Source organism: Blastomonas sp. 34TW, from assembly GCF_059803595.1.
The window spans coordinates 179,442-196,627 of the sequence record NZ_JAPFGW010000004.1 but is presented as its reverse complement, the minus strand read 5'-3'; the positions used below and the strand labels follow the sequence as shown (position 1 = coordinate 196,627).

12 protein-coding genes are annotated in these 17,186 nt (G+C 65.4%); 7 read left to right on the top strand and 5 right to left on the bottom strand.

Translation table 11 applies throughout. The annotated features are described in order from the left end of the window. The first annotated feature begins 243 nt into the window (after nt 1-243). The 3 genes from OPU69_RS07515 (at nt 244) to OPU69_RS07505 (ending at nt 2,886) form a co-directional block, all read left to right on the top strand. Nucleotides 244-825: a fasciclin domain-containing protein gene (locus tag OPU69_RS07515; RefSeq protein WP_498510212.1), complete on the top strand. Its 582-nt coding sequence runs from the start codon at nt 244-246 to the stop codon at nt 823-825. 188 nt (nt 826-1,013) lie between these two features. Continuing rightward, the gene (locus tag OPU69_RS07510; protein ID WP_498510115.1) at nt 1,014-2,231 is read left to right on the top strand and encodes a BtaA family protein; all 1,218 of its coding nucleotides are present in this window, start codon (nt 1,014-1,016) and stop codon (nt 2,229-2,231) included. Beyond that, nucleotides 2,218-2,886 (top strand): class I SAM-dependent methyltransferase, encoded by a 669-nt coding sequence (locus tag OPU69_RS07505; RefSeq protein WP_498510113.1) that lies wholly within the window; start codon nt 2,218-2,220, stop codon nt 2,884-2,886. Before OPU69_RS07510 ends, OPU69_RS07505 begins: the two co-directional genes overlap by 14 nt. An 81-nt stretch (nt 2,887-2,967) precedes the next feature. Here OPU69_RS07505 and OPU69_RS07500 read toward each other — a convergent pair whose 3' ends face one another. The 5 genes from OPU69_RS07500 to murI form a co-directional block, all read right to left on the bottom strand. Next, entirely contained in the window at nt 2,968-4,533 is a 1,566-nt protein-coding gene (locus tag OPU69_RS07500; protein WP_498510111.1) for a cisplatin damage response ATP-dependent DNA ligase, read from the bottom strand. Continuing rightward, nucleotides 4,533-5,537 carry a ligase-associated DNA damage response exonuclease gene (locus tag OPU69_RS07495; RefSeq protein ID WP_498510109.1) on the bottom strand — a complete coding sequence of 335 codons (1,005 nt, stop codon included), beginning with the start codon at nt 5,535-5,537 and terminating at the stop codon, nt 4,533-4,535. Before OPU69_RS07495 ends, OPU69_RS07500 begins: the two co-directional genes overlap by 1 nt. A gap of 31 nt (nt 5,538-5,568) precedes the next feature. Beyond that, nucleotides 5,569-6,822, bottom strand: coding sequence for a YceI family protein (locus tag OPU69_RS07490; RefSeq protein ID WP_498510107.1), 1,254 nt, complete (start codon nt 6,820-6,822; stop codon nt 5,569-5,571). A gap of 4 nt (nt 6,823-6,826) precedes the next feature. Then, entirely contained in the window at nt 6,827-8,041 is a 1,215-nt protein-coding gene (hemA, locus tag OPU69_RS07485; RefSeq protein WP_498510105.1) for a 5-aminolevulinate synthase, read from the bottom strand. Nucleotides 8,042-8,270: 229 nt separating this feature from the next. Further along, the gene (murI, locus tag OPU69_RS07480) at nt 8,271-9,092 is read right to left on the bottom strand and encodes a glutamate racemase (RefSeq protein ID WP_060979154.1); all 822 of its coding nucleotides are present in this window, start codon (nt 9,090-9,092) and stop codon (nt 8,271-8,273) included. Nucleotides 9,093-9,204: 112 nt separating this feature from the next. Here murI and plsY point away from each other — a divergent pair, with 112 nt between their 5' ends. The 4 genes from plsY (at nt 9,205) to OPU69_RS07460 (ending at nt 16,990) form a co-directional block, all read left to right on the top strand. Beyond that, a complete protein-coding gene (gene plsY / locus OPU69_RS07475) occupies nt 9,205-9,819 on the top strand; it encodes a glycerol-3-phosphate 1-O-acyltransferase PlsY (RefSeq protein ID WP_081096984.1) in 615 nt (204 codons plus the stop codon). Nucleotides 9,820-9,844: 25 nt separating this feature from the next. Further along, nucleotides 9,845-10,954, top strand: a complete 1,110-nt coding sequence (gene dprA, locus OPU69_RS07470) for a DNA-processing protein DprA (RefSeq protein WP_498510102.1) — start codon at nt 9,845-9,847, stop codon at nt 10,952-10,954. 93 nt (nt 10,955-11,047) lie between these two features. Beyond that, a complete protein-coding gene (topA, locus tag OPU69_RS07465) occupies nt 11,048-13,654 on the top strand; it encodes a type I DNA topoisomerase (protein WP_498510100.1) in 2,607 nt (868 codons plus the stop codon). A gap of 126 nt (nt 13,655-13,780) precedes the next feature. Continuing rightward, nucleotides 13,781-16,990 carry an amidohydrolase family protein gene (locus tag OPU69_RS07460; RefSeq protein WP_498510098.1) on the top strand — a complete coding sequence of 1,070 codons (3,210 nt, stop codon included), beginning with the start codon at nt 13,781-13,783 and terminating at the stop codon, nt 16,988-16,990. The last annotated feature ends 196 nt before the right edge of the window (nt 16,991-17,186 follow it).

Here is a 17,186-nt window from a genome sequence, read left to right as displayed (position 1 = left end):
CGCGCTTACCGACAATCATCTCCATTCGTCATGCCCGCGAACGCGGGAATCCCGCTTTCCAGCTAAAGTTCGAGCAGAAGCGGGACCGCCGCCTTCGCGGGGGTGACGGTGGTGATGGGCGGTGCGCGATTCCGCCAAATCCACTTTTGTTAATCTCTGCCGCATCCGTCAACGAAACCTCTCCGTAGCTGCCCCCGTATCCAGGCGTCCCCATGAGGATACGGAAAAATGACGGAGAAACAGATGCTCAAGACTCTTGCCCCCAGCCTGCTTGCCGCCACAGCCGCTGCGACTCTCGCACTCGCCGGCCCTGCCATCGCAAACCACCACAAGAGCGGTGAAGGCCATTCGATGGTCGGCGGCGCCGCGATGTATCCCGCCAAGAACATCGTCGAGAACGCCAGCGCTGCGCCGAACCTCAAGACGCTGGTCGCGGCGGTCAAGGCTGCTGGCCTGGTCGACACGCTCGCTTCGCCCGGACCGTTCACCGTGTTCGCGCCTACGGATGCCGCGTTCGCCAAGCTGCCCGCCGGTACGGTAGAAACGCTGGTGAAGCCCGAGAACAAGGCGACGCTGACCAGCATCCTCACCTATCATGTCGTCGCCGGCAAGGTGACCGCCGCCGATGTCGTCGCGCTCATCAAGAAGGGCGGTGGCAAGGCCCAGATCAAGACCGTGCAGGGTGGAACCTTCACAGCCTCGCTGCAGGGTCAGAATGTCGTCCTGACCGATGCCAAGGGCGGCAAGTCGATCGTAACCCAGACCGATGTTATGCAGAGCAACGGTGTGGTGCACGTGATCGACACCGTGGTGATGCCGGGCTGATCCCCTCCATTTACCTGGCACATCACAGGCCCGCTGGTCCCCCCAGGCCAGCGGGCCCTTTGATTCTGCGGCCCCGGCGAATGTGACAGCCGCTGACGCGGTTCCGTCATGCACGGGTCACGCAACCGTCTTAGCGGCGCGATTGGAACGACCGTTCCACGCAACATGCAGCGAGGGAGATGGGCAGCATGGCCGGACCAGTGCGCAACACCAAGATCGTCGAAGCCGTCACGCAGTCGGGTACGACGACGAAGCAGGGGCTTCTCGACCGCGCCTTTGCCTTTGCCTTCAAGGGCCTGGTCTATGCCCAGATCTGGGAAGATCCGGTGGTCGACATGGAGGCGCTGCAGATCCAGCCCGACAGCCGCATCATCACGATCGCCTCGGGCGGGTGCAACGTCCTGTCCTACCTGGTAGCCGATCCCGCCCAGATCATCGCGGTGGACCTGAACACCGCGCATGTAGCATTGGGCAAGCTCAAGATCGCTGCGGCGAAGCATCTGCCGGATCATGCGCATTTCCACCGCTTCTTCGCCGAAGCGGACAGCAAGCAGAATATCCGCGTCTATAATCAGTATATCCGCCCGCATCTCGACGAGACCAGCCGCCGCTACTGGGAGGGCCGCGATCTTGCCGGACGCAGGCGCATCGGCGGGTTCGGCAGCGGCCTGTACAAGCGCGGTCTGCTCGGCGGTTTCATCGGCACCGCGCATCTGCTTGCCAGGCTGTACAAGATCGACCTGAAGCGCATGCTCGGCGCGCAGTCGCTCGAAGAGCAGCGCGCGATCTTCGAGCAGCATCTGGCGCCGGTCTTCGACAAGAAATTCATCCGCTGGTTGACCGATCAGCCGCCTGCCTTGTTCGGGCTCGGCATTCCGCCGGCGCAGTTCGATGCGCTCGCAGGCGATGAAAAGATGGCCGATGTGTTGCGCAAGCGGCTCGAGAAGCTCGCTTGCGATTTCGCAATCCGCGACAATTATTTCGCCTGGCAGGCGTTTGGACGTGGCTATGGCAAGGGTCCGGATCAGCCGCTGCCGCCCTATCTGCAGGCGCAGCATTACGAAGCGGTGCGCATGCGGGTTGGTCGCGTCAGCTTCGAGCATGCCAATTTCGTCGAGCGGTTGCAGGCGAGCGAGGATGCCAGCCTCGACCGCTACATCCTGCTCGATGCGCAGGACTGGATGAGCGATCAGCAGCTTACCGCGCTGTGGACCGAGATCACGCGGACTGCCCGGCCTGGCGCGCGCGTGCTGTTCCGCACCGCTGCCGAGCCGAGCCTGCTGCCGGGTCGCATCCCCGACGAACTGCTGGCCCGCTGGGACTATCGCGCCGAGGAATCGCTCGGCTTCACCGCGCGCGACCGGTCCTCGATCTATGGCGGGGTGCACCTCTATGTCCTCAAATGAGGCGAGAGCGGCTGCGCGCAGCCATGCCGAGGCGATGGACGCGATCTACCGGACGCAGCGGCATATCTATGATCTGACGCGCAAATATTATCTGCTGGGGCGAGACCGGCTGATTTCCGATCTGGCGCCGCCGTCCGGCGGCACGGTACTGGAACTGGGTTGCGGTACCGCGCGCAACCTGATCGTGGCGGCCAGGCGCTATCCCAATGCACGTTTCTTCGGCTTCGACATTTCCGAAGCGATGCTGGAGGCCGCGCGCGAGTCGGTGCGCAAGGCGGGGCTCGAAGGGCGGATTTTCCTGACGCGCGGCGACGCCACCGCGTTCAGCGCGCAGCACCTGTTCGGGCTTTCGGGCTTCGACCGTGTGTTCTGTTCCTACACCCTGTCGATGATCCCGGGCTGGGAGCGGGCCATTGCTGCCGCAGCGGGATCGCTCGCTCCGGGTGGTCGGATGCACATTGTCGATTTCGGCACGCAGGACGAGTTGCCGCGCTGGTTCGCCAAAGGTCTGCATGTGTGGCTGGCGCGCTTTCATGTGACGCCGAGGCGCGATCTCGGGCCTGTCGCACACCGAATTGCCGAGGACGCGGGGCTGGCGATCGACCACCGCCCGCTCTATCGCGGCTATGCGCAATATGCGGTGATCGGGGGCTAGGTCGTTTTCCGGCAAAAGCCGGAATTCAGGAGCGGCTTGGCGTGATCTCGCTACTGGGCTCCGGCTTTCGCCGGAGAACATTCAGGTAATGAATGCCCTCAGTGCTTCCACCGTATCCGCCTCGGCCGCTGGTTTGTCTCGCCGCAGCCGCGCGATCCGGGGAAAGCGCATCGCTATTCCCGACTTGTGCCGTTTCGATTCATGGATCGAGTCGAACGCGACCTCGAGCACCAGCGACTTTTCGACCTCGCGCACCGGGCCGAAGCGATTGACCGTGTTCTGCCGGACGAACTTGTCGAGCCACTTCAATTCGCTGTCCGAGAAGCCCGAATAGGCCTTGCCGACCGGCACCAACTCGCCCTCGTCGTTCCAGCAGCCAAATGTATAGTCGCTGTAGAAGCTCGATCGCTTGCCGCTGCCACGCTGGGCATACATCATCACGCAATCGGCGGTGAGCGGATCGCGCTTCCACTTGTACCACAGCCCGACGCGGCGGCCCGGCACATAGAGGCTGTCGCGCCGCTTGAGCATCACGCCCTCGATCGCGGCATCGCGCGCGCCGTCGCGGATGCGACCGAGTTCGGCAAAATCGGCTGCTTCGATGACCTGTGACAGGTCGAACCGGTCGGCAGGCAGGGCAGGCATTTTTGCTTCCAGCCGCGCGCGACGGACAGACCAGGGCTGGGTGCGCAGGTCCTCGCGCCCGTCGATCAGCAGATCGTAGAGCCGCACGAACGCCGGCGCTTCGGAGAGCATCTTCGCCGAGACGGTCTTGCGACCCAGGCGCTGCTGCAGCGCATTGAAGCTCGCCGCCTCGCCCATCTGCGCCTCGCCGCGCACCAGCAATTCGCCATCGAACACGCCCTCGACCGGCATGTGCTGGGCGATGTCCGGGAAGGCGAGGGTGATGTCGTCGCCGCCGCGGCTGAACAGCTTCACCGCCTCGCCGATGCGCACGATCTGGATGCGGATACCGTCCCATTTCCATTCGGCGGCATAATCGGCGAGATCGACCGTGCCGTCCTCAAGCGGATGCGCGAGCATGAACGGGCGGAAATAGGGCGTGCCCTCGGGATCGGGGCGCGGGCCGCCTTCGCCCCAGGCAAACAGGCTGGCATAAGGCGGGGCGAGCGCATGCCACACTTCTTCGACCGCATCGACATCGAGCCCGAAGGCCTGTGCAAACGCCGTCTTGGCGAGCCGCGCGGAGATGCCCACGCGCATCGCGCCGGTGGCGAGCTTGATGAGCGCATAGCGGCCGTCGCTGTCCAATCGGTCCATATACTCGGCAAGCAGGGCAGGGGCCCGGGCGCGGCTGACGCTGGCGAAGGCATCGACCGCATCGGCAAGGCGCAGATCGTTGCTCGGCGTGCCCGTCTCGGGCCAGATCAGGGCCACCGTTTCTGCGGTATCACCGACGAAATCGCGGCTGAGGCGAAACAGCTCGGGATCGACGCGCTCCATCGCCATCGCACGCACCGCCGAGGCCTTGACCGCCGAGAAATCCGCTTCGCCGGTCAGCGCCGCGAGCGCCCAGCCGCGATCGGGATCGGGCGTGGCGCGCAGATAGTCCGCGATCAGCGCGACCTTGGCGTTGCGCGAGCGGGTATAGCCCAGCTGCGTCACGAGCGCGGCAAAGGCGCGCATCAGGCGTCGTCCTCGTCTTCGCGCCCGACCAGCGCCAGCGCGCGCGCCCTGATCTGGTGCAACTGGCACCAGCGCAGCAATGCCTCCTCGCGGCCATGCGTGACCCAGACCTCGCGCGGGGCGACATCGCGGATTGTCTGGGTCAGTTCGTCCCAGTCTGCATGGTCCGAGATGATCAGCGGCAGCTCGACCCCGCGTTGCCGGGCCCGCGCGCGCACGCGCATCCAGCCCGAGGCCATGGCGGTGACGGGATCGGGCAGCCGCCTGGACCAGCGATCGGCCAGTGCCGAGGGCGGGGCGAGGATGACCCGGCCCATCAGCTCGCTCTTGTCGGTTCCCGCGACGGGCCGCAACTCGCCCAGATCGATGCCGTGCTCGCCATAGAGCGCGCACATCTTTTCCAGCGCGCCATGCAGGTAAACCGGATCGTGGAAGCCCGCGTCGCGCAGCTCGGCGATCACCCGCTGCGCCTTGCCCAACGCATAAGCCCCGACCAGCACGCAGCCCTGCGGATTCGCCTCAAGCATGGCGAGCAGCTTGGCGATCTCGTCGGGTGTCGGCGGGTGACGGAAGACGGGCAGCCCGAAGGTCGCCTCAGTGATGAAGATATCGCAGGGCACCAGCTCGAACGGTGCGCAGCTGGGATCGGGCCGCCGCTTGAAATCCCCGGTCACGACCACGGTCTCGCCCTGATATTCGAGCCGGATCTGCGCCGATCCCAGCACATGGCCCGCAGGATGGAAAGACACGCTGACCCCGTTCAGGTCGACGGCATCGCCATAGCCGACCGCGTTCTCGCCCGTGTAGCGGCCGTAGCGCAGGTTGATGATGTCGAGCGTCTCGGGTGTCGCCCAGACCGCGTCATGCCCGCCGCGCGCATGGTCGGCATGGCCGTGGGTGATAAGCGCGCGGGGGACGGGTCGCGAGGGATCGATCCACGCATCGGCGGGCCGCACATAGATTCCATGGGGAAAGGGTTCGATCCAGTGCGGGGAAGCGGTCATCCGGGCGATATGGAGCCGCCCATGCGCCGGTTCAATCGCGCGCCGTCGCCTGGAAGTCGAAACTCACCGCAACCGGCCCCGCGATTTCGGCGGTGCTGGCATAATCGCCCTGGCCGACGCCGAAGCTGGTGCGGTCGATCGTCGCGCTGCCCTTGGCGCGCGCCTTGTCACCGTTGATATCAAGCGTGAAAGCAAGAGGCACCGATTTGGTTACCCCGCGCAGCGTCAGCGTGCCATCGGCGCGATAGCGGTTGCCGCCGACCGACCTGAACTTGCTCGCGCGATAGGTGGCGCGGGCGAACTTGCCGGTATCGAAAAAGTCGCTTCCCGTCAGCGTACCGTCGCGCTGGCCGTCGCCGGTATCTACCGAGCCTAGATCGATGCTGACATCTATCTTTGAACCATCGAGTGCTTCTGGCGAGAACAGGATGCTGGCGGTCCAGCGCGAGAAACGGCCGTCCACTGGCTCGCCGTTCCAGCGCGCGGAAAAACCGAGTCTGCCGCCACTGCCCACGACCCAGTTGCGCGGCTCGGCATTCGCCTCTTCCTCGGTCGCTTCCTCTTCGACCTCGGCCTTTTCGCTGTCAGGTGCCGCGGCCGGGGCAGCTTCCGGCGCCGGCGCCGCGACGGGCGCAGTCGCCGTGGCAGCGGGCCTGGCAGCTTGCGCTGCGCCCTTGGGATCGATCACCTTGCCCAGTACCACGGCGGCCAGCATCATCGCGGCGGCGGTGAGCACCGCACCGATCGCCTTGCCATGGCCGCCGGGCAGCATCCGCGCCAGGATCGGCGTGCCAAGCAGATACTGGTGCCTCAGCGCCCCTGCGACATGCAGCACGAGCAGCGCGATGGCGATATTGGGCATGAAATGGTGAAGGAATTCCGCCGGTTCGCTCCAGCTGGCGGGCACCGGCAGATGCGGCCAGGGGATCGAGCCGAACAGCAGCGTCTCGACCTTGATCTTCGAGGTCGAGACGATGACCCAGCCGGTTACCGGCGCGGCGATCATGAAAGCATAGAAACCGAAATGGACCAGTCCGGACAGCGTCATCGCCCATTTCGGCCCGGGCACCGGGGCAGGGCGCGGCGCGATGAAGCGCCAGCCGAGACGCAGGGCGCTGAGCAGCAGGATGGTGATGCCGACCGATTTGTGCAGCTGATAGCGCGCGAACAGATCGGGTCCGCGCGGCCCCTCGAGCGATTCGGCAAAGACGATCTGGAAGACGAGCGCCGCCGCGATCAGCCAGTGGAGAACGATGGCCCCAAGGCTATAGCGTTGCGGCGGCATCCGGTCAGGCGGCCTTGCGCAGTTCCAGCCGGTCCCAGATCTCGACCAGCGCGGCGGTGAGGTCGTGCATCATCGCCTCGTCATGGCTGGGGCCGGGGGTAAAACGCAGCCGCTCGGTGCCGCGCGGCACGGTCGGGAAATTGATCGGCTGCACGTACACGCCATATTCGGCGAGCAGCATGTCGCTGATCCGCTTGGCCTTGACCGGATCGCCGACCATCAGCGGCACGATATGCGTGGTGGTGTCCATCACCGGCAGTCCCGCATCGCGGAACAGCTGCTTGAGCGTCGCGGCGGCGGCCTGCTGGCCCTCGCGCTCCTCGCTCGACTGCTTGAGGTGCCGGACGCTCGCCAGCGCGCCGGCGACCAGCACTGGCGAAAGCGAGGTGGTGAAGATGAAGCCCGGCGCGTAGCTGCGGATGACGTCGATGATCTTCTGGTCGGCCGCGATATAGCCGCCCATCACGCCGAAGGCCTTGCCTAGCGTACCTTCGATGATCGTCAGCCGTGCGGCCGCCTCGTCGCGCTCCGAAATGCCGCCGCCATGCGCGCCGTACATGCCGACCGCGTGCACCTCGTCGAGATAGGTCAGCGCGTTGTACTTGTCCGCCAGGTCACAGATCGCATGGATCGGCGCGACATCGCCGTCCATCGAATAGACGCTTTCGAACGCGATCAGCTTGGGCACGTTCGGGTCTTCGGCGGCGAGCAGCTCTTCGAGATGCTCAACATCATTGTGGCGGAAGACGCGCTTTTCGCAGCCCGAATTGCGGATGCCCGCGATCATCGAGGCGTGGTTCAGCTCGTCGGAAAAGATGATGCAGCCCGGCAGGATGCGCGCCAGCGTCGAGAGCGTAGCGTCGTTCGAGACATAGCCTGAGGTGAACAGCAGCGCGCTGTCCTTGCCGTGCAGGCTGGCCAGCTCCTGCTCCAGCTCGATATGATAATGCGTGTTGCCGCCAATGTTGCGCGTGCCGCCCGAGCCGGCGCCGACATTGTGCAGCGCCTCTTCCATCGCGGAGATCACCTTGGGGTGCTGGCCCATCGCGAGATAATCGTTCGAGCACCACACGGTGATCGGCTTCGGGCCATTATGCCCGTGGAAGCACCGCGCGTTGGGATAGGCGCCCTTGTTGCGCAGGATGTCGATAAAGACCCGGTAACGGCCTTCGGCGTGCAGCCGGTCAATCGCCGCTTCGAAAATCTGGTCGTAGTTCACGCAGCCACCCTGGTCCTGACATATGATGTTGCAAGCCGTTGCGCCCAACCGTTTACGCGACCATCTGCGTGCGCATCTGCTGCCGTCTTCATAGCAACTAAATCCCGCAATTCCAGCGATAACGGCTCGCAACTGATGGGACAAAACGTCCTATATCGATCACCGGTTAAGCATTCGCTGTGACGGTACGCCAATGGAAAATCGGCGTCAGCTTGATCGTGCCGGTCGATCAAAGACTTTCGAACGATGCAAAGCCGCGCGCCTTCAGCGCAGGCTCATAGGCGGTGATCGCGGCGGCGGGGCCGGTCGCGACAAAGCGCAGGCCATTGCCCTCGAACCGCTGTTCACGCGTAAGCCAGGCGATGCGCCGCGCGATTCCATCGGCGCCGTGCACGAATTGGACAGGACGACCGAAAGCACGCGCCAATTCGTCCTGGACGAGCGGGAAATGGGTGCAGGCGAGAACGACAGTATCGATCGGCACGGCGCGCTCCTGCGAGGTGAGGCCCGCCACCGCCCGAGCAAATATTGCGGGATCTGGCACGTCGCCGCGCAGCTTCATCTCCGCCGCGCGCACCAGCTCGGGCGCGCCATAGCGCAGGATCGTGGCGTCGCTGGCAAATTCGCGCGCCAGATTGGTGACATAGGGCTGGCGTACCGTCGCCTCGGTGCCCAGCACGCCGATCACCCGGCCTGCTGAGATCTCGGACGCGGGCTTGATCGCGGGTACCGTCCCCACCACGGGCAGGTCGAGCGCGGCGCGCACCTGGGGCAGCGCAATGGTCGAGGCGGTGTTGCAGGCGATGGTGATCAGGCGCGGGCGATAGCGTTCGACCAGCCGTCCCAGCAGCGCGGGCACGCGCGCGCCGATCTCGGCCTCGGTCTTCTCGCCATAAGGCAGCCCGGCAAAATCGGCGGCATAAACGATCGGTGCATGGGGCAGCAGCTTGCGCGCGGCGTAGAGCACGGTCAGTCCGCCAACGCCGGAATCGAAGAATAGCAGCGGTGCCTTGGGATCGGTCTCGCTCGCGGGCGAAGGGGTTTGCGTCATGCGCCACGCTTAGCAGGGGCGCGAGAACGATCAACCACGCTTGCCAAAAACGTGCGCCAGCCTATCACGCATCGTGCGCGGATGATGCGCATCGGGACGGGACGAGAATGTGATGAGCGATCTAGCGGGCATGGCCGTGGCGACCCTGGGCGGGCTGATGCTGATGGGCTATCTGCTGGGCTCGATCCCGTTCGGCATCATCCTGACAAGGCTGGCGGGCGCCGGCGATCTGCGCAGCATCGGATCGGGCAATATCGGCGCGACCAACGTGCTGCGCACCGGGCGCAAGGGGCTCGCGGCGGCAACCCTGTTGTTCGATCTGGGCAAAGGCGCGCTGGCAATCGCGATTGCCGAGGCGGTCGCGCCGGGCAGCGGGCCGATTGCCGGATTGGGTGCGTTCCTGGGTCATTTATATCCGATCTGGCTCAAGTTTGCCGGTGGCAAGGGGGTTGCGACCTTGCTTGGCATCGCGATAGCGCTTTACTGGCCGCTGGGCGTCGTCTTCGCGGCTGTGTGGCTGAGCACCGCCTTCGCCTTTCGCTACTCGTCGCTGGGCGGGATGCTCGCGGCGGCGGCGATGCCGGTGGCGGCCTGGTGGTTTGGCATGGAGCAGGCTCTGTGGGTATTTGTCGTGACCTTGGTGTTCGTGCTGTGGAAGCATCGCGGCAATATCGAGCGGCTGATGGCGGGCACCGAGCCGAAGATCGGCAAATCCTCCGCCGCCTGAGCCCCCGCCGCCTGGGTCTCATCGCATGCTGAGCGCCGAGCATCTGGCGCGCATCCGGCTGCTGCGCAGCGAACGCATAGGGCCGATCAGCTTTGCGCAGCTGATGCGCCGCTTCGGCTCTGCGCTCGCCGCCATCGAGGCGCTGCCCGATCTGGTCCAGCGCACTGGCGGGCGGGCACTGCGGATCTCGACATTGACGCAGGCCGAGCAGGAAGCGCACCGGGTCGAGGCCGCAGGCGCGCGTTATCTCTTTGCTGACGATGCCGATTATCCCGAGTTGCTGGTGCATATCGACAACGCCCCGCCGATCCTCACGGTGCGCGGCGACGCACGGCTGATGCAGCGCCCGGCGATCGCGATGGTCGGCGCGCGCAATGCCTCGGCATCGGCATGCCGCTTTGCCCGGCAGATCGCGGGCGAGCTGGCAGAGGTCGGGTTCCTTGTGGTTTCCGGGCTGGCGCGCGGCATCGACACAAGCGCGCATGAGGGCGCCTTGCGGATCGCAGGAACTGGCCTGGCCAGCACCGCCGGGGTGATCGCCTCGGGGATCGACATCAGCTACCCGCCCGAGAATCGCAACCTTCAGGCCGAAATGGGCGAGCGCGCGCTGGTGATAGCCGAACAGCCGCCCGGCACCGAGCCGCTGGCGCGGCATTTCCCCTATCGCAACCGCATCATTGCCGGAATGGCGACCGGGACCCTGGTGGTCGAGGCTGCGCCCAAGTCGGGCTCGCTGATCACCGCGCGGCTGGCGGCTGAGGCCGGGCGCGACGTGATGGCCATTCCCGGGTCGCCACTCGATTCGCGCTCGCGCGGCTGCAACGAGCTGATCCGGGGTGGGGCGACCCTGGTCCAGGGGGTCGATGACATAATGGAGCTGGTTTCGCCGATGAACGGTGCCAGGCCGCGCCATGTCGCAGCGCCCATTCAGAACTATGCCGTGCAACCGCAGCCCGAGCCCGATGATGCTGCGCGCCGGACGCTGGTGGATCTGCTCGGCCGCTCGCCGATCGCCATCGACGAACTGGTGCGCCAGTCGAGGCTGGACAGCGGCGCGGTGCAGATGATCCTGCTCGACCTCGAACTCGGCGGGTTGATCGAACGGCATGCGGCGGGGCGCGTCTCGCTGGTGTGATCGGTTTCACGCCCGCACTGGACGGTCTTGACGAATGCCGATAACGCCGCCCAGCTTACGCGTACACGTGAGAGCTTCCGGGAAATCCATTACATGCAACTGGTTATCGTCGAATCGCCCGCCAAGGCAAAGACCATCGAAAAATATCTCGGGTCCGATTACCGGGTGCTGGCCAGCTATGGCCATATCCGCGATCTTGCGCCCAAGGACGGCTCGGTCGATCCCGACAATGATTTCGACATGGTCTGGGAAGCCTATGGCGACAAGACGCGCCAGCTCAAGGCCATTACCGACGAGGCCAAGAAGGCCGACCGCCTGATCCTGGCGACCGACCCTGATCGCGAGGGCGAGGCGATCAGCTGGCACGTGCTCGAGGTGCTGGGCAAGCGCAAGGCCCTGCCCAAGGCGGTCGAGCGGGTGACCTTCAACGCGATCACCAAGAAGGCGGTGACCGAGGCGATGGCCGCGCCGCGCGAGCTCGACAGCGATCTGATCGATGCCTATCGCGCCCGCCGCGCGCTCGATTATCTGGTCGGGTTCACGCTGTCGCCGGTGCTGTGGCGCAAGCTGCCCGGCGCGAAGTCCGCAGGCCGCGTGCAGTCGGTGGCGCTGCGTCTGATCGTCGAGCGCGAACGCGAGATCGAGGCGTTCACCGCGCAGGAATATTGGTCGGTCAGCGCACAGATGGAGCAGGACGGCCAGGCCTTCACCGCGCGGCTGGTGCGGCTGGAGGGCGAGAAGCTCGACAAGTTGTCGCTGGGCAATGCCGGAGCCGCCGAAGCCGCCAAGGCCAAGGTCGAGGCCGGGCATTTCACCGTCGAGACGGTCGAGACGCGGCCCGTGAAGCGCAATCCGCCGCCGCCCTTCACCACCTCGACGCTGCAGCAGGAGGCCGCTCGCAAGCTGGGCTTCTCCGCCAGCCACACCATGCGGATTGCCCAGTCGCTCTACGAGGACGGCGCGATCACCTATATGCGTACCGATGGCGTGCAGATGGACGGCGGCGCGATCATGGAGGCGCGCAAGGCGATTTCGGAGCGCTATTCGGGCCATTACCTTCCCGAGACCCCGCGCCAGTACCAGACCAAGGCCAAGAACGCGCAGGAAGCGCATGAGGCGATCCGCCCCACCGATTTCAGCCGTGACAAGGCCGGGTCGGGCGATCATGCCCGGCTCTACGACCTGATCTTCAAGCGCGCGCTCGCCAGCCAGATGGCGACCGCGCTGCTCGAGCGCACGGTGGTGGAGCTGGTCGATGGCACAGGGCGCACCGCGCTGCGCGCCAATGGCCAGGTGGTGAAATTCCCCGGCTTTCTCGCGCTCTACGAGGAAGGCCTCGACGATGCCGACAGCGAGGATGGCGGTCTGTTGCCGGTCATGTCCAAGGGAGACAGTCCGGCGAAGAAGTCGGTCGACGCCGTGCAGCACTTCACCCAGCCGCCGCCGCGCTTTTCCGAAGCGTCGCTGGTCAAGCGGCTCGAGGAGCTCGGCATTGGACGGCCATCGACCTATGCCTCGATCATCCAGGTGCTCAAGGATCGCGCCTATGTGCGCGTCGAGAAAAACCGTTTCTTTGCAGAAGAATCGGGCCGGTTGCTGACAGGCTTTCTCGAACGCTTCTTTGAACGCTATGTCGCCTACGACTTTACCGCTGGGCTCGAGGAAGAGCTCGACGACGTTTCGGGCGGTCGCGCCGAGTGGCGCGCGGTGCTCGAAGCCTTCTGGCGCGATTTCAAGCCGAAGACGGCGGAAGTCATGGAGCAGAAGCCGTCCGAGATCACCGCCGAGCTCGACAAGTTCCTCGAGCCCTATCTGTTCCCGAAAAAGGCTGATGGCGGCGATCCGCGTCTGTGCCCCAAATGCGGCGAAGGCAGGCTGGCGCTGCGCGGCGGACGTTTTGGTGCGTTCGTGGCCTGCTCGAACTATCCCGAGTGCAAGTTCACCCGCCGCTTCGCGCAAGGCGGCGGCGAGGGCGATCAGGGCGATAGTGGTCCCGAGGAACTCGGCACCGATCCGGTGAGCGGCGAAGCGGTGAGCAAGCGTTCGGGTCGCTTCGGTCCCTATGTCCAGCTGGGCGACGGCAAGGACGCCAAGCGCGCCTCGATCCCCAAGGACGTGCCAGGCGAGGATTTCGGGCTCGAATGGGCGCTGAAGCTGCTGTCGCTCCCGCGCGAGATCGGCGAGCATCCCGAAACGGGCAAGCCGATCACCGCGAGCATCGGCCGCTATGGCCCGTATCTCGCGCATGACGGCAAATATGCTCGGCTTTCGGGCACCATGGAGGTGTTCGAAACCGGCATGAACGCGGCGGTGGTCAAGCTCGCTGAAGCGGCGGCAGGCGGCGGTCGCGCGCGGCGCGGCACGCCCGAACCGCTCAAGGTGCTGGGCAAGAACCCGGCGACCGATACAGACGTCAAGATCATGGACGGCCGCTATGGCGCCTATGTCACCGATGGCAGCGTCAACGCGACCATCCCCAAGGACAAGAACAAGGACGAACTGACGCTTGACGAGGCGCTGCTGCTGATCGCCGAGCGTGCCGCCAAGGCTCCGGCCAAGAAGGGCAAAAAGGCGCCGGCGAAAAAACCGGCTCCCAAAAAGGCGGCGGCGGAGAAGAAGCCTGCCGCCAAGAAGGCGCCCGCGAAAAAGACCGCAACGAAAAAGCCTGCCGCGAAGAAGCCCGCCAAGGCAGAGGGCTGACGCAGTGATCGAGTGGCGGCGGGCGAGCATCCTGCTCGTCCCCTGCTGCTCGTCGTTTTCCGGTTGCGCTCGGGCGCAGCGCGGCTAGCGTCGCCTTATACGCATAAGAATCCGGGGAACATCATCATGAAAGCACTGCGTTTTTCCGTCGCCCTGGCGGCGCTCGCCATCGCCATGCCTGCGCTGGCGCAGAAGGCCCCGTCGGACAAGGCCGCCGCCTGGGACGTCAATGCGCCGCCGATGAAGACCCGCGCCATCCCCATCAAGGTCGACGAGGGCACCTGGATGAACCTCGATGTCAGCCCCGATGGCAGCCGAATCGTCTTCGATCTGCTCGGCGACATCTACACCATGCCGATCAGCGGCGGCGCGGCGACGCGGATTGCCGAGGGCCTGGCTTACGAACAGCAACCGCGTTTTTCGCCCGATGGCAGCCGCATCGCCTTCACCTCGGACCGGGGCGGCGGCGACAATATCTGGGTCATGAACGCCGATGGCTCGGACAAGCGCCAGCTGACGAAAGAGAGCTTCCGCCTGCTCAACAACCCGAGCTGGAGCCCGGACGGCCAGTATATCGTCGCGCGCAAGCATTTCACCACCGGTCGCTCGCTCGGCACCGGGGAGCTGTGGCTCTACCATGTCAGTGGCGGCAACGGCGTGCCGCTGGTCAAGCGTCCTAGCGAAGCGCACCAGAAGGAGCTTGGCGAACCCATTTTCGCGCCCGACGGGAAGGGCATCTTCTACAGCAAGGACGCGACCCCCGGGCCGATCTTCGAATATGCGCAGAACAGCAATGCCCAAGTCTTCGTGATCGACCGTTATGACATGGGCACCGGCAAGGTCGAACGCGTGACCGGAGGCCCGGGCGGCGCAGCGCGGCCCCAGCCTTCGCCCGACGGCCGCTATCTCGCTTTCGTCCGCCGCGAACGGGCGAAGACCAAGCTCTATGTCCGCGACATGCGAAGCGGCGAGGAGCGCAAGATCTATGACGATATGGACCGCGACGTGCAGGAAACCTGGGCGGTGCACGGCGTCTATCCGAACATGGGCTGGCTGCCCGACAGCAAGCGGCTTGTCTTCTGGGCGGGCGGCAAGATCCGCTCGATCGATGTGACGCGTGGTCAGGCGAGCGTCATCCCGTTCAGCGTCAACGACACGCGCACGATTGTCGATCCGATCCGCCCGCAAAAGCCGGTCGCGCCCGATACCGTGGCGGTGACGATGCCGCGCTTTGCCAGCGTCTCGCCCGACGGCAGCCGCATGGTATTCGAGGCTTTGGGCAAGCTGCACCAGCAGCCTGCTGGCGGCGGCACTGCGCAGCCGCTGGTCACCAATGGCGGGACCGATTTCGAGCTGTTCCCGAGTTTCTCGCGCGATGGCAGCCAGATCGTCTATGTCAGCTGGGACGACAAACGACTTGGTGAACTGCGCGTGGTCGGCGCGGGCGGCGGCGAGGCGCGCACGATCAGCAAGACGCCGGGCCATTATCGCCGACCTCAATTCTCGCCCGATGGCCGGTTCGTGGTCTACGAAGCCGGCAGCGGCGGCGGGCTGACATCCGACGCCTGGGGCGTGCAGCCGGGCATCTATCTGCTCGATATCGCCAGCGGCCAGACGCGGCGCATCACCGATGAAGGCAGCGAACCGCATTTCGGCGCGACAGGCGACCGGGTCTATTTCAGCGCCTTCAAGGGCGGCAAGCTGGCGCTGGTCAGCACCGACCTCAACGGCGAGGCCGAGCGCACCCATGCCAGCGGGGAGCTGGTCAGCGGCTACGCCGTCGCACCAGATGGCAGGATGCTCGCCTTCCGCCAGAATTACGCCGCGTTCGTGATGCCCTTCATGGCAGGCGCGGTCGATCTGGGCGCGGGCAAGGGCGGCGGCGCGCTGCCTGCGGTGCAGGTCAGCGAGGGCGGCGCGACCTTCCTGCAATGGTCGCATAATGGCCGCCAGCTCAACTGGTCGCTGGGGCCGGTGGTCTATTCCGCCGATGCGGGCAAGGCGATCGCCAGCGGCCCTGTCGCGAAGACCGATCCAAAATTCGCCCCGCCCAGGACCGGTGTCGTGATCAACGTCACCGCACCGGCCGACAAGCCGAGCGGCACCGTCGCCTTTACCAATGCGCGCATCGTCACGATGGCCAACGATCAGGGCGGCATCATCGAGCGCGGCACGGTGGTGGTGCGGGATAACCGCATCGTCGCGGTCGGCGCGAATGTCGCGGTGCCTGCGGGCGCGCAGACGGTCGATGTCGCGGGCAAGACGATCATCCCCGGCCTTGTCGATGCGCACGCGCACGGGCCGCAAGGGTCGGACGATCTGGTACCGCAGCAGAACTGGAGCGCGGTCGCGCATCTGGCGATGGGCGTTACCACGATCCACGATCCCAGCAATTCGGCGGCGGAGATTTTCCCGGCGGCAAGCTATCAGCGCGTCGGCAAGTATCTCGCGCCGCGCATCTTCTCGACCGGCGAAGTCGTCTATGGCGCCAAGGCGGCAGGAATCTTCGCCGAGATCGACAGCCTGGCCGATGCCCGCGCGCACACCACGCGGCTGAAGCTCCAGGGCGCGCAGAGCGTCAAGAACTACAACCAGCCGCGCCGCGAACAGCGCCAGCAGGTTGTCGCTGCAGCCCAAGCCGATGGTTTGGCGAGCGTCGCCGAGGGCGGCTCGCTGTTCAGCCAGGACATTACCATCATCGCCGATGGCAACACGACGCTGGAGCACAATATCCCGCAGGAGCGGCTGTACGAGGACGTGCGCAGCTTCTTCGCGCAGAGCAAGGTCGGCTACACGCCGACGCTGGTGGTAACCTTTGGTGGCATGGGCGCAGATCCCTATTGGCGCTCGCACACCGATATCTGGCAGCATCCGATCCTGAGCAGGCATGTCCCGCGCCGCAAGCTGGAAGCCTCGAGCGTGCGCCGCGAGATTGGGCCTGAAGAGGATTATGCCGACACGGCTTCCGCGCGCGAGGCGGCGGAGCTGGCACGGCGCGGCGTGCCTGTCGGCATCGGCGCGCACGGCCAGGAAGAGGGGCTAGCCTCGCACTGGGAGCTGTGGAGCTTCGTTAAGGGTGGCATGACGCCGATCGGGGCGCTGCGCACCGCGACGATCAGCGGCGCGCGCTCGCTCGGGTTCGACAAGGATATCGGGTCGATCGAGCCGGGCAAGCTCGCGGACATGGTCATCATCGATGGCGATCCGGTGGCCGATATCCGCCAGTCCGACAGGATCACGCATGTCATGCTCAACGGGCGGCTGTACGAGGTGCCGACGATGAACGAGACGCTGACCGGCACGTCGAAGCTGCGCAAATGGTATTGGGAGAAGTGATCGCCCGACCCTGACGCAAAACCGTCACGCTGAACTTGTTTAAGGACCCATTTCTCCCCAACAAGCTTCGGCTGCTGAAGTCTGATGGATCCTGAAACAAGTTCAGGATGACGAATTGGGTTGCCGCAACGGACATATCCACAACACGCCCAGATTGCCCGTTTTGCTCCCACCCCAATCTGCGCTACGGCCCAAT